This is a genomic window from Streptomyces sp. NPDC002784, assembly GCF_053592135.1.
The window spans coordinates 100,821-114,523 of sequence record NZ_JBSFVD010000005.1 but is presented as its reverse complement, the minus strand read 5'-3'; the positions used below and the strand labels follow the sequence as shown (position 1 = coordinate 114,523).

Below are 13,703 nucleotides of genomic sequence, written 5' to 3'. Positions count from 1 at the left end.
GGAGCTGCGCCACAGGGCCGGGTCGCCGGTGTTCCAGGTGGCGTCGGCGGCGAAGGAGGCAGGGGTGTCCCAGGCGTTGGGGCCGCCGCTGCGGGCGAGGTAGACGCTGTCCGCGTAGTGCCTCAGGTAGTGGCCGGGGTGGTTGAGCGACTCGAAGGACGTGCCGCCCGCGGCGAGACCGGCCCGGCTGCACCAGGTGGCGTCCGCGGCGAACGGGCCGCCGGTGTCCGCGTCGACGCGGACCCGGCTGTCGGCGTGGCGCAGATAGCGGCCGGGCTGGTTGACCGACTCGAAGGAGTAGCAGCGCGGATCGGCCAGTCCGGCGACCGTGCGGAAGGAGGCGTCCTGGCGGGCGCCGTCACCGGAGGCGCTGCTCAGCACGTCGGTGCGGACAGTGGAGTTGGCGTGCCGCAGATAGCGGTCGGTGAAGCCCGGCGTGGTCACCTTGAAGGAGCGGACGTGCCCGAGGGTGAGGGCGACCGGGGCGTTGAGGTTGCGTGAGGCGCGGACGAGCGCGCCGTGGGCCGTGCGCAGTTGCCCGGTGTCGACCTTCTGCACGCGCCGGTCGTAGGTGAAGAGTCCGTTGTACTCGCCCTCGACGTCGGTGATCTCGGTGTAGACGTAGGCGGACAGGCCCTTGGTGGTCATCAGCTGCTGTGCGTCACGGACCATGCCGGTATAGCGGTCGTTCAGCTGCTCGCGGCTGGAGACCTGCTCGTAGGCGAAGAACTGGCCGTTCGGGCTGTACTCGTGACCGGGTGTACGCAGCCCGATGCCGCCGAACTCGCCGAGCACGGAGATCCGGGTGGCCGACGGGCGCGGGGCGTCCGGGCCGGTGTAGACGTGCCAGTCGATGATGTCACCGGTGCCGGGGTCGCCTCTGGAGGCACAGCAGTTGAAGCCGCTGTGCGGGTTCATCAGCCGGGTCGGGTCGTAGTTCTCCAGGTCGGTGGTGACGCGCCGGGTGGCGGCGAGGTCCCACTCGCCCCAGCCCTCGTTGAACGGGACGTAGGTGACCACGGCGGGGGAGAAGCGGTGCTCGTCGATGATCTCGCGGGCCTCGGTCTCGAACTGCGCGATCTGTGCCGGGGTGCGGCTTTGGTCGGACGCGGGCGTGGAGGGGACGTCCTGCCACACCAGCAGCCCGAGCCGGTCGGCGTGGTAGTACCAGCGTGGGGGCTCGACCTTGATGTGCTTGCGCACCATGTTGAAGCCCAGGTCCTTGTGCTTCTGCACGTCGAAGGCGAGGGCCGCGTCGGTGGGGGCGGTGTAGAGGCCGTCCGGCCAGAACCCCTGGTCCAGGGTGCCGATCTGGAAGACGAACTCACCGTTCAGGGTGGGGCGCATGATCCCGTTGAGCATCTTCTTGCCGACCTCGCGCATGCCGAAGTAACTGGTGACCCGGTCGACCGGATTGCCGGCGGCATCGCGCAGGGTGACGCGCAGGTCGTACAGGAAGGGGTCGTCGGGCGACCAGCGGCGAGCGTCGGGCACGGGGACGGAGAACTCGGTGAAGCCGCCGGTCGAACTGCCCACCACCTGGGAGCCCGACATCGCCTCGGCCAGGACGGTGTGGCCGCCCACGTTGCCGCGGGTGAAGACGCGGACCCGCGCGGTGTTGTCCGAGAGGTTCGGCACGATGTCGACGGAGTAGATCGAGGAGGCGGGGGTGGGCTCCATCCACACCGTCTGCCAGATGCCGGAGGAGGGGGTGTAGAAGATGCCACCGGGGTTGTTCACCTGCTTGCCGACCGGCTGCTTCTCGCCTCGTCCGTCGGTCGGGTCGTAGACGCGGACGATCAGTTCGTTCGTGCCGCCGCTCAGCTGCGGGGTGATGTCGGCCTCGAAGCGGTCGTAGCCGCCCTTGTGGGTGGTGACCTGGGTGCCGTTGACCCAGACCGTGGCCTCGTAGTCGACGGCCCCGAAGTGCAGTTGCACCCGCTGGCCGGCCCAGCTCTGCGGGACGGTGAAGGTGCGCTTGTAGAACATCAGGTCCCGGTTGTCGTTGCGCATGATGCCGGACAGCGCCGACTCCACCGGATAGGGCACCAGGATGCGTTCGGGCAAGGTCTGGCCGACCGGGGGAGCGGCGTTGCGGTTGACGTTGCCCGAGCTGTCGGTGGGTGGGTTGAGGAACTGCCACTCCCCGTTGAGGGACTGCCAGTCCGGTCTGGTCATCTGTGGCCGGGGATAGTCCGGCAGGGGACTGGTGGTGGACACCTGACCGGTCCACGGGGTGCTCAGCGGCGGTGTCTTGGGGGTGACGGCGGCGGTGGCGGTGGTGGTGCCGGAGACGAGTAAGCCTCCGGTCATCGCCAACAGGGCCGCCAGGCAGGCGATGATGCGGCGCATCGAACTCCTCCAGGGCAGACGGGCACGGGGAGTCCCGCTGCCGCGCGGCCGACGGCACAAGCAGCGTGCGGGAGTCCGTGCGGGGTGAGCGAAGGCGGGGGTGAGGGGCCCCGCGCCGGGGTTCCGGTGGGCGGGAGGTGGCCTCCTGCCACCGGAACCGTTTCCGGTGCGCTGTCGGTCAGGGCTTCTCGTCGGCGTGGAGGCCGCCCACCTCCTCCGCTGTCAGGGCCTTGTCGAAGGCGTGGACCTCGTCGACCGCGCCGTTCCAGAAGTCGACCTGGGAGCCGTCCCAGTGGGCCCGGCCCACGGTCAGCGGGCCGGTGCTCGGGTGCGCGGCGCCGCCGGTGGCGGTCGCCGCGAGCGCGCCGTCGACGTACAGCCGGATCTCGTTGTCGGCGGCGTCGCGGACGCCGACGAGGTGGTACCAGCGGCCCGTCTCCACGGCGGTGGGCACCTGGGCGCGGCGCTCGCCGGGCGTGCTGAAGGCGAAGGTGCCGTGCCCGTACTGGAGGTAGAAGGAGTTGGCCGTGGCGCGGGAGTCCTGGCTGACCGCGGTGGCGTAGTTGCCGGGGAGCTGGTCGAGCCGGACCCAGGCGGCCACGGAGTAGCTGCCGGTGGTGTCGAGCACCGGTCCGGCGGTCGCCGCGTACTGCTTCTGGCCGTCGAACTTCAGCGCGCTGCCGCTGACGCCGGGCGTCCAGGAGGCTCCCTCGCGCAGGGTGAGCGGCCGGTCGGCGGGGCCCTGGTCCTGGGCGGTGGTGCCTGCGTTCTCGTCCAGGCTCCAGTGTCCGCCGCCCGTCAGGGGCTTCTGCGAGCCCGCGGCGGCTCCGGCGGCGATCACCTCGCGGTTGATGTCCCGCACCTGGGCCGGGTCCACCTTGATCTCGCGACGGTCGTAGGTGTAGAGGCCGTTGAGTTCGTTCTCCAGGTCGGTGATCTGGGTGTACACCGATCCGGACAGCTCCGCGCGGGCCTGCGCGAGATAGAACCGCTCGGTGTTCTCCACGTACTTGCGGGTCAGCTCCTCCCTGGTGGTGACGCCGCTGTAGATCACGGTCGGGGCGCCGGGCCACATGTGTCCCGGGGTGCGCAGGGTGAAGCCGCCGTGCTCGCCGTCCATGGCGGCCCGGGTCTCGTCGGGGAAGGCGGGATCGGTGTTGTTGTAGTCGTGGTGGTCGATGATGTCGCCCTTGCCCGAATCGCCCTTGGAGTTGCAGCAGTTGACCCCGCTGTGGGCGTTCACGACACGGGACGGGTCGGCGGCCCGCACGGACTCGGCGATGCGGCCGGTCTCCTCGCGGCTCCACTCGCCCCAGCCCTCGTTGAAGACGATCCAGCCGATGACGGACGGTGCGTCGTGGTGCTGCCGCATCATCTCCCGGCCCTGGTCGACGAAGGCCCTCTGGCCCGTCTCGTCGGTGATGTTGCCGGAGACGAAGTCCTGCCAGACCAGCAGCCCGAGCTTGTCGGCGTGGTAGAACCAGCGGTCCGGTTCCACCTTGATGTGTTTGCGGACGGCGTTGAAGCCGAGCTTCTTGTGCGCCTTGAGGTCGAAGGCGAGGGCCTCGTCGCTGGGCGCGGTGTACAGACCGTCGGGCCAGAAGCCCTGGTCCAGGGTGGCGAGGGAGAAGACCGGCTTGCCGTTGAGGACGAGCTTGTTGAAGCCGCCGACCTTCTCGATGCCGACCTCGCGCATGCCGAAGTAGCTGTCGACCCGGTCGGTGGACCTGCCGTCGGTGAGCCTGACGTCGAGGTCGTAGAGGTAGGGGTCGTCCGGGCTCCACAGACGTGGCTCGGCCACGGGCAGGGTGAGTTGCTCGTCGGCCGGTCCGCTGACCCGGCCGACGACCGTGCCGCGGGCGTCGCGGGCCACGGCCTCCACGCGGGCGGCGGGGGAGGCGCCGTCGGAGTCGACCGTCACGGCGAGGGTGCCCGTGTCGATGTCGGGGGTGGTGACGATGTCGTCGATGGACGCGGGCGCGACGGGCTCCATCCAGACGGTCTGCCAGATGCCGGACGTCTGGGTGTAGAAGATGCCGCTGGGGTGCGTGGACTGCTTGCCCATGGGCTGGTTCGCGCCGCCCGTGTCGGTGACGGCGACGACGATCTCCTGGGGGCCGGTGCCCTTGAGCGCGTCGGTGATGTCGGCGCTGAAGGCGGTGTAGCCGCCGGTGTGTTCGGCGACCTCGGTGCCGTTGACGTACACGCGGGCGCGGTAGTCCACGGCGCCGAAGTGGAGCTTGAGCCGGTTGGCGCGGCTGTCGGTGCCCACCTTCCAGTCCCTGGGGACGTCGACGAGCCTGCGGTAGAACATGTGGTCCTCGTGCCGCTCCAGGCCCGACAGCTGGGACTCGACGGGGAACGGCACGATGATCTTCTCGTCGAGGCTCTTGCCGAAGACCGGCTCCTCGCCCTCCTCGGCGGCGCTGAACTGCCAGGGCCCGTTGAGGTTCTTCCACGCGGACCGCACCTGCTGCGGGCGCGGGTACTCGGGCAGCGGGTGCTGCTTGTCGAGCTTGTCGCCCCACGGTGTGGTGAGCCGGTGGGCGGAGGCGTTCTCGGCGTAGCGGATGACCTTCGGCACGCGCTCGCCGCCGACCGTCAGGCCGCCCTGGCCGTCGTAGGAGACCCGCACCAGCTGGTTCTTCTGGATCGGCTTGGTGAGCGTGACCAGCAGGGAGGAGTCGTCGCCCGGGTAGGGCGCGACCGACCCGATGGGCATGGCGGTGGTGTCCGCCTCGATCCTGAGGTGCTCCCCGGCCGCCTGGAGCCCGCCCACGCGGCCGTCGAAGCGCAGACGCAGCCGCTTGCCGTCCGCGGCGACGGAGGGCTCCACCGGGTAGACCTCGAAGCCGGCCGGCGGGGTGAACGCCGACATCGGCACGAGCTGTCTGGGCAGGGCCGGGGTCGACCAGCGCAGATACATGCTGGCTCCGCCGGTGTCCTGGAACATCTCCAGGCGGAAGTCGTGCGGCTCACCGGCGGTCAGCCGTACGGGGGCGCTGGTCTGTTCGCGGTCCCAGTCGCCCACCCAGTGGTCGATGACGGGCTCGTCGTCGATGTAGAGGCGGAAGCCGTTGTCGCCGATGGCGTGGAAGGTGTAGTCGCCGGTGGCGGGCGCGGTGATGTGTCCCGTCCAGCGCGCGGTGGTGTGTTCCGTCTGCCCGGTCAACTCCTCGAAGGTGCTGGTCAGTCCGGAGAAGTTGATCTGGGGGTCGAGGAGGGTGCCGCCCAGTTCGGCGAAGTCGCGGGCGCCGGGCGCCGACATGCTGAAGTACTCGCCCTTCAGGCCGTGCGTCTGGACGGCGGCCCGTGCGGCCGGGGGCGCCGACACACTGCTCGGCTGCTCCGCGGCCGTCGCGGTGGGCAGCAGGCCCACCGGCGTCAGGGTCAGGGCGGCCGCCGCGAGCAGCGCCCACCATCTGGCTCGGGTACGGGTGCGGTGTGGTGTCATCGAACCTTTCCTCGTGCGGAGGCCGTGACCGGGCGGGGGCGCCGGAGCGGGACTTTTCAACGTTGGAAATCGGGTGACAGCGGTATGACAGCACGGCCTCTCACAGCTGTCCAGACCTCTCGCACCCCTGGGTTGACTTACCGTCACAGGACCCGGCGCCAGGCGCGGCGCCGGGTCGTCACCCCGTGACCCGGTTGATGTCGTCGGCGCGGGAGACGAAGCGGGCGGTGCGGTCCGTCACCCGGTAGAGGAAGGCGCCGGCGTCGTCGTGCGCCTGGAAGAACTCGTTGTCGGCGTCGTAGCTGAACGTGCGGGTGACGCCCTGCCAGGGGCGGCGCAGGATTTCGGAACGGAGGGCGGTACGGGGCTCGGGGCCGGCCGCGGTCAGGCCGTGGGCGGCGAAGCGGACGGTGTCGTACGCCTCGGCGGCCCAGGGTGCCGGGGCGGCGCCGAAGCGGGCCCGGTGGGCCGCGGTGAACGCCTTGAGGCGCGGGTCGGCGACGGGGTCCGCGTACCCCGTGCCGATCAGCCAGCCCTCCGCCTGCACGAGGAAACGGGCGCCGAGCACATGCTCGTCCGCCACGCACACGCCGCGATATCCCGCTTCCCGCAGGGCACGGGCGCAGGACGCGGCCCGGTCGGGACGGGCGCTCGCGAGCAGGACGGCGTCGTCCCCGCGGCCGGTGATCCGCCGGGCCGCGGCGGTGAAGTCGCGGTCCGCGGCGACTTCCTCCAGCGTGACGTCGCCGTCGAGTTTGCCGTGCACGGTGACGATGCGGACCGTCGGGACGGTCTCGGCGGCGTCGGTCAGATCGTGGACGACCGCGGTCCGCGCGGGTTTCACCACCCGGTTCAGATAGCGCAGGATCGCCGGCGGCCCGGCTGTCCTCGTCGAGCGCGTCAGCAGTGTGGTGGTGAGGTTGGCGGTGTCGAGTTCGCTCGTGTCGGCCCGGGTGACGAGATGCGGCATGCCGGCCAGGGCGCAGGCCTCCATCGCGGCGGGCACGGTCACGTTGGTGCCGCTGCTGATCAGCAGGGAGACCTCCGGGTCGGCGGCCAGGGCGGTGGCTGCCGCGGCGGTCCCCTTCGCGGTGCCGCCGCCGTCGGCGGTGCGCAGCGCGAGATCGAAGGCGCGTCGCGAGGCGGTGTTGTGCTCGCTCACCGCCAGCCGGGCGCCACGCTCATGAGCGAGGAACGCGGGGTCGGACCGGTCGCCGAGCAGACCGATCACCCGCTGCGGCACGTTTCCGGCGCGGGTCGGGCCGGAGCGTCCCCAGAGCCACCAACTGCCGCCACCCGCCGCGCCGATGCCCAGGACCGCGCCGCCCATGGCCAGCACCCGGCGGCGGGACGTCCCCGGTGCCGCGAGCGGCTCGGCGGCCCGGGTCCGGGCATCCGCCGCCGAGCCCACCGGGGGCCCGTCGACGACCGTGCCCTGCGGCACCGGCAGGTCGAGCACCCGCGCCGCGCGGGCCGCCACCAGCGCCGACAGCCCTTCCGGCAGCCAGCTCCGCTCGTCGAACAGACCGAAGTGCTCCCGCAGTTCACCGACCGTCGGGCGCTGTTCCGGCTCCTTGGACAGACGCCGCCCCACGATCCCGGTGAGCGCGTCGGGCAGCCCTTCCAGGTCGGGTTCCTCGTGCACGGTCCGGTACAGCACGCCGGCCGCGCCGCCGGTGCCGAAGACGGGACGGCCGGTGGCCGCGTGGGCCAGGACGCAGCCCAGCGAGAAGACATCGCTCGGCGGACCCACCGTGCGGCCGCGTGCCTGTTCGGGAGAGAGATAGCCCGGGGACCCGATGACCGACCCGTCCGCGGTGAGCGCGGTCACGCCGACCGCGCGGGCGATGTCGAAGTCGATCAGCCGGGGGCCGTCCGCGGCGAGCAGGATGTTGGCGGGCTTCACATCCCGGTGGACGAGCCCGCTGTCGTGGACCGCGTCGAGCACCTCGGCCAGCGCGGCGCCCAGGCAGCGCAGAGCCGCCGCCGGCCAGGGACCGTGCCGGGCGACGGCCTCGGCGAGCGAGGGCCCCGGCACATAGGCGGTGGCCAGCCACGGGGAACGGGCCTCGGCGTCGGCGGCGATGACGGGCACGGTCCAGCGGCCCCTGAGCCGTACCGCCAGTTCCGTCTCGCGCCGGAAGCGGGCACGGAACCCCGGATCGTCCGCGTGCTCGGAGCGGATCGACTTCAGGGCGCACCACGTGCCGTGCGGGGAACGGGCGAGGTACACCACGCCCATCCCGCCCGCGCCGAGCCGCGCCGCCAGTCGGTACGCGCCGATCATGGCCGGGTCGGACGGCAGCAGCCGGTCCATGGCACAACCCCCCTCTCCGCCCGCCCGCTCGCCGACGCGCAGCTCCGGCGCCGGGCGCGGGCGTCTCAGCCCTGAGCGGTCTCCGTGCCCTGAAGGTCGGCCAGCGACCCCAGCTGGCGGAAGCGCCCGTCGCGCACCTCATGCGCATACGTGCTGTTCATCCAGTCGTCCCCCTCGGCGGCGAAGTGGTGGTATTCGCCGAAGGTGTACGTCCGGTCGATGCCCTGGTACTCGGCCGAGGCCAGCCGCTCCCCGAGGGCGGCCCGCGCCGGCCGGGCACCGCGCCGCGAGGGCACCGTCCGGGCGAACGCGCCGAGCAGCATGCGCACGGAGTCGTACGCCTCCGCTGCGTACGGTTCGGGCGCCGCGCCGTAGCGGGTGCGCCAGGCGGCGGTGAACTCCCGTGCCGCCTTGCTGGTCAGGGCGGCCGGTTCCGCGGCGGCGTTGACCACGTACCAGCCTTCGCCCGCGGCTCCCGCGCGGCGCGGGAAGTCCGAGGCGTACAGCAGGTGCTGCATCCGGCGCGGGCCGTCGAAACCGGCCGCGGCCAGCTGGTTCGCCGCGGCGACCGTGGCGTCCAGGGGGCCGAGGTAGGCGAACGCGGTGACCTTGTCGGCGAGCAGCGCGCGGACCGCGTCCGGGCCGTCGCCGGTCTCCTCGGCCACCACCCGGGGCACGACCTCAGCCCCGAGCGAGTCCCGCCACTGCTTGAGAGGAGGCCGGCCTGGTCCTGGACGGCCGTGCCGCCGGAGCGGTCCAGGACGACTCCGAGGCGTCCGAGCTGACCGGTGAGCATGGCGTGCAGCGCGATCCATCCGCCGAGCGCGATGTGCGCCATGCCGGTCTGGAACGACGCCTTGGGCGAGGTCAGGAAGTAGTCCTGCTGTCCCGTGGTGCTCGACACATGCGTCAACCCGGCCTGGCCGTAGACCTTCGCCGCCGTCCGCATGGGCAGCTCGGTGACGGGCCCGAGGACGGCGATCACGTCCCGGTCCGCGGTGAAGCGGCCCGCCACGTCCTGGGCGCTGGGTGCGCTGCCCTCGTCCCGCAGGACGCGGACCTTCAGGTCGTAGGCGCGGCCGGGGGTGGTGTTGTGCTGGGCGACGGCGAGGCGGGCGGAGCGTTCGCTGACCCGGCTGACCAGCGGCGCGCACGTGCTGGCGTGCACACCGAGGACGTACACCGGCCGGGCCGTGCCGGGCTTCTCGTCGTTGTCGCGGGTCGCGAGCACGGCGGCGCCCGCACCTCCCGCGGTGAGCAGCAACGCCCCGCCGGCCAGCAGCAGCCGGCGCCGGTTCGGGCGCCGGCCGGCCGCGTCCTGGGGGTCGCCGCCGGGGCCGGTCGGTGCCGCGGATTCGTCCACTGCGGTCGGCTCGATCTCGGGCAGGGCGAGCCCTTCGGCGGACCGGGCGGCGATCATACGGGCGACCGCGTCGGGCAGTTCGGCGGTGCCGTCCGGGTCGTCCTCGGCCAGCAGGCGCCGCAGCTCCTCGGCGGTGGGCCGGTCTCCCGGGTCCTTGGAGAGACAGCGGGCGACCAGGGCCCGGAAGTCCTCCTCGATGCCGTCCAGCTCGGGTTCGTCGTGGACCGTGCGGTACAGCAGGGCCTCGGGCGCCCCGCTGCCGAAGGGCGGGCGGCCGGTCAGGGCGTAGGCCAGTACGCCGCCGAGGGAGAAGACGTCGCTCGCCGCAGTGGCCGGTTCGCCGCGGGCCTGTTCGGGGGAGAGGAAGCCGGGGCTGCCGACGACCATCCCGGAAGCCGTCAGCGCCGTGTCGTCCTCGGGCCGCGCGACCCCGAAGTCGATCAGCCGGGGTCCGTCCAGGGCCAGCAGCACATTGCCGGGCTTCACGTCCCGGTGGACCAGCCCGGCCGCGTGCAGCCGCGCCAGCGCCTCGGCCAGCAGCCTGCCGAGCGAGCGGGCCGTCGCGGAGGGCAGCGGGCCGTGCTCGGCGACCGCCTCGACCAGCGAGGGGCCCGGGACGAACGCGGTCGCCAGCCATGGCTCCGCCGCCTCCGCGTCCGCGCCTAGCACCGGCACCACCCAGCGGCTGGTGACCCGCCGCGCCAGCTCCGCCTCGCGCGTGAACCGGTCCCGGAACGCGGGGTCGCCCGCGCTCTCGCCCCGGATCACCTTGACCGCCGCGAGCGTGCCGTCGTCGGCCCGTCCCAGATAGACCACGCCCATACCGCCCGCGCCGAGCCGCCGCAGCAGCCGGAACCCGGCGATCCGGGAGGGGTCGGCGGGCCTGAGCGGCTCACTCATCGCGAACCCTCCGCATCGTCCTCGCCGTCGGTGCCGCCCTTGCCGTCGGCGCCGCCCCCGGCCCGGTTGCCGCCGATGCCGTCGATCTCGGCGGCCGTGTAGCCCACGCCCTGCGCCACCTGCGAGGCGATCCGGGACGCCGCCTCCTCGTCATGGCCCGCTCCGATACGGTCCGTCGCGGCGACCGTGACCGGACCGAGCCGGTACTTGAACCAGTCGAAGGGCAGCTCGCCCTTCGTGCCGTCCACCAGGTACGTGCCGCTCTCCACGAGGTCGTCGTCGGTGATCCCGTTGCGCATCTCGGAGAACGGATCGGCCCGTGAGTACAGTCCGCTCACCCGCTCAGTGGCGTTGAGCCGCTGGTCGGGGCAGCGCATCGCTTCCTCCAGGGACGCGGCCATGTCCCGGCGCGCGGCCGTGGTGGAGGTGTGGACGGTGACCGTCAGGGAGACCTGCACGGCCCCCTTGCCCCCGCTCTCCGGCAGCACGAACCTCCGGGTGAGACTGGCCAGCACCGTGCCGGGCAGCGGCTGCCGCCGCCAGACGCAGTCCTCGTCGAGTACGGCCCACTCGGCCGGATCACTCTCGTACGGCTGTGCCTTGCGGAACTCGGCGCCGAAGTGATCCGGCCGCGTGTTGAGCCCCCGCACGAACGCGACCGCCTCGGACCGGGTTTGTGGTGCCGACTCCTCGGCCATCGTGTACGGCTCGTCCTCGGCCGCGCTCGCCGAGGCACTGGCCCCGCCCGCGCCGCCGCTGCTCCGCGCCGGACCGGTCGTCGTACGCCCGCCAGGATCCCCGTCCGCACCACTGGTGCATCCGGCCAGCAGCAGTGCCCCCACCACCGCCGCCCCGACCGGTCTCCACTCGGTCATCCCAGCCCCCCAGCCCCGTACGGACGCTCTCCCGCCCCGCGGCGGTGCGTACGGAGGAAAGCTTGGCGCATCGAACGTCGTCCGAACACCAACTCGACTGGTCCGGAACGGACTTGGCACATTGACACCGCTTGGCCACGACGGTGTGGCGGAGACCGGGTGGTCCGGCTCAGCGTCGCTTGCCGACGTCCTTCACCGACGTCGGCCCCAACTGCCTGGCGCTCGCGTACTCCGGCATCGTCATGGGCTTGTCGAACAGGAAGAAGGACTGGTTCGTGCCGATGGTGAACTCCATGTACGCACCCGTCGTGGCGTCGAAGCCGTAGTAGGCGTTGCACGTGGAGCCCGAGGAGTACGTGCCGTCCATGCCGGGCTGCGACAGGACCGCGATGCCGTCGGAGGAGGACTCCACGCGCTCGGTGGGGGTGAGCATCTTGCAGCGCGGCACCGGGAGGCCCTTCATAATGAAGTACCCGTACTCGCCCTTGGCGTTCTGAATGTAGACGTACGAGAGTTTGCCCCGCTTGCCCCACGTCTTGATCCACTGGTTGATCGCTTCGCGGGTGGGGGAGTACTCCATGCGGCCCGCCGGCTGCTGGGCCACGAGGTGGTCGTAGTTCTCCTGCTTGGCCTTGTTCTCCTTGTCCTGGCTGGAGTCGCCGGTGCAGGAGGCGAGGGCGAGGCCCACCACGAGCGCGACGACGCCGACCAGGACCGTGTGCACGAACTTCTTCATCCCTTGCTGTCCTCTTCCCGGAGTGGTGGGGATCAGTGGGCGCATGTCGTACGCTCCGCGTCGGCGTCCAGCCGGTACGGCAGGTCCTGGTCGCGGAAGGGCCCGCGGTGCTCCTGAGCGGCCTTGGCGTTGTAGTCGTTGACGGACTCGATCCGAGTGGCCTTGAGCGCGGTGATCGACTGATCGATCTGCGTCGCCCGTGCCTCCGAGGCGGTCTCCCGCTCCTCGAGGAGCGCCTGAATCGTTCCTTCGGCGTTCTGTACGGCCGCGCACAGATCGAAGAACGTCTCGTAGGTGGTCTGGCGGAACTCCCCGGACGCCACCGTGTTCCCGCGCTTGTCCACCTCCCCCCGGAAGGGTGCGGTGATCCACGCCGCGCCGCCGAAGGCGAACGCCCCGATCACGTACAGCACGGCGAGGCCGACGACCCCGCTGACGGCCCATGCGCCGACACGTGCCCCCTCGCGTAACTGCCCCATGGCTCCCCCTTCACCGGTGGCCCCGTGGCGTGGAACCACCACTTGCGAAGGAGGACACGGCGGTCGGCGGATCGGTTCCGCGGGCGGCTGCGGCAGGAATTCCCGCTAGGTCCGAGGCCGCGCCCCGGGTCCCGGCTTCGCGGAGACCTCGCGGGGCGACAGCGCGGCATGCTCCTCGGCGCACTCGACGACGACGCGGACCGGGGCTCCGCAGTCGGCGTGGCGCAGGTCGAGGACGGGTCCCTGGGGATCCGGGGCGTAGGTCTCGCCCCACTGGCGCAGCGCGACGAGCACGGGCCACAGGTCCCATCCCTTGCGGGTCAGCCGGTACTCGTTGCGGGAGCGGCTGCCCGGCTCGCGGTAGGGGACGGTCGTCAGGATGCCGGCCGCGGTCAGCTTGCGCAGCCGGTCGCTCAAGACCGCCTCGGACAGGCCGATATGGCGCCGGAAGTCGTCGAACCGGCGGACGCCGTTGGCGGCATCCCGCAGGATCAGCAGCGTCCACTTCTCGCCGACCAGGTCGAGGGTGCACTGGACGGGACAGTTCTCCGTACTGACGTCGAGCCACTCCATGCCCCCATGCTAGCGCTGGCTTCACCTTTGACAGCCAGGTGACCACCCGGCTAGCTTCAGTTGACGAAGTCAGCGGAGAGGATGCCGGGGCATGGGACGCACACGCACGTACGAGTGGGAGGACCCCTCGATCACCGCCGCCGCCGTGGGGCACGCCTCCGGGCTGGACCTGCTGCGGGAGATGCTCGCGGGCCGACTGCCCGCGCCGCCCGTCGCGGGGACCCTCGACTTCACCCTCGACGAGGTGGACGAGGGCCGGGCGGTGTTCTCGATGACACCGGGCGAGGAGCACTACAACCCGATCGGCAGCGTGCACGGCGGTGTCTACGCCACCCTGCTCGACTCGGCGGCGGGCTGCGCCGTGCAGTCCACGCTGCCGCCGGGCATGGGGTACACCTCGCTCGATCTGACCGTGAAGTTCCTGAAGCGGATCACGGTGGACACGGGGCGGGTCCGGGCCATCGGCGCGATCGTCAGCCGCGGCCGGCAGACCGCGCTCGCGGAGGCCAGGCTCATCGACGCGAAGGACCGCCTGCTGGCCCACGCCACGAGCAGCTGCATGCTCTTCCCGGTGCCTCCACCGGCGGCCTGAAGGCCACTCGCGGAAACCGGGATGCCGCGCGAGGCGGTGCTCCGGTAGCGTGCGGGACATGT

General features: G+C 71.9%; 8 protein-coding genes and 2 pseudogenes. 1 reads left to right on the top strand and 9 read right to left on the bottom strand.

Going from position 1 to position 13,703, the window contains the following annotated elements:
• Positions 1–18: 18 nt before the first annotated feature.
• The 9 genes and pseudogenes from ACWD1Z_RS12565 to ACWD1Z_RS12525 form a co-directional block, all read right to left on the bottom strand.
• Positions 19–2,352, bottom strand: a pseudogene (locus ACWD1Z_RS12565) (AbfB domain-containing protein); the annotation flags it as partial.
• Positions 2,353–2,530: 178 nt separating this feature from the next.
• Positions 2,531–5,806, bottom strand: coding sequence for a LamG-like jellyroll fold domain-containing protein (locus ACWD1Z_RS12560; RefSeq protein ID WP_451118010.1), 3,276 nt, complete (start codon positions 5,804–5,806; stop codon positions 2,531–2,533).
• 178 nt (positions 5,807–5,984) lie between these two features.
• The gene (locus tag ACWD1Z_RS12555; protein ID WP_451118009.1) at positions 5,985–8,123 is read right to left on the bottom strand and encodes a bifunctional serine/threonine-protein kinase/ABC transporter substrate-binding protein; all 2,139 of its coding nucleotides are present in this window, start codon (positions 8,121–8,123) and stop codon (positions 5,985–5,987) included.
• A 65-nt stretch (positions 8,124–8,188) separates the two neighbouring features.
• Positions 8,189–8,938: an ABC transporter substrate-binding protein gene (locus ACWD1Z_RS12550; RefSeq protein ID WP_451118007.1), complete on the bottom strand. Its 750-nt coding sequence runs from the start codon at positions 8,936–8,938 to the stop codon at positions 8,189–8,191.
• Positions 8,939–9,213: 275 nt separating this feature from the next.
• A pseudogene (locus ACWD1Z_RS12545) lies at positions 9,214–10,386 on the bottom strand (serine/threonine-protein kinase); the annotation flags it as partial.
• The gene (locus tag ACWD1Z_RS12540) at positions 10,383–11,261 is read right to left on the bottom strand and encodes a hypothetical protein (RefSeq protein WP_451118005.1); all 879 of its coding nucleotides are present in this window, start codon (positions 11,259–11,261) and stop codon (positions 10,383–10,385) included. The gene ACWD1Z_RS12540 and the pseudogene ACWD1Z_RS12545, both read right to left, overlap by 4 nt.
• 169 nt (positions 11,262–11,430) lie before the next feature.
• On the bottom strand, positions 11,431–11,997 hold the full coding sequence (locus tag ACWD1Z_RS12535) for a hypothetical protein (protein WP_451118003.1): 567 nt from the start codon (positions 11,995–11,997) through the stop codon (positions 11,431–11,433).
• A 32-nt stretch (positions 11,998–12,029) separates the two neighbouring features.
• Entirely contained in the window at positions 12,030–12,476 is a 447-nt protein-coding gene (locus tag ACWD1Z_RS12530) for a hypothetical protein (RefSeq protein ID WP_451118001.1), read from the bottom strand.
• Between the two features lie 105 nt (positions 12,477–12,581).
• A complete protein-coding gene (locus ACWD1Z_RS12525; protein ID WP_451117999.1) occupies positions 12,582–13,049 on the bottom strand; it encodes a winged helix-turn-helix transcriptional regulator in 468 nt (155 codons plus the stop codon).
• 91 nt (positions 13,050–13,140) lie between these two features.
• Between ACWD1Z_RS12525 and ACWD1Z_RS12520 the strand changes: the two genes are divergently transcribed.
• Positions 13,141–13,641: a PaaI family thioesterase gene (locus ACWD1Z_RS12520; protein WP_451117998.1), complete on the top strand. Its 501-nt coding sequence runs from the start codon at positions 13,141–13,143 to the stop codon at positions 13,639–13,641.
• Positions 13,642–13,703 lie beyond the last annotated feature (62 nt).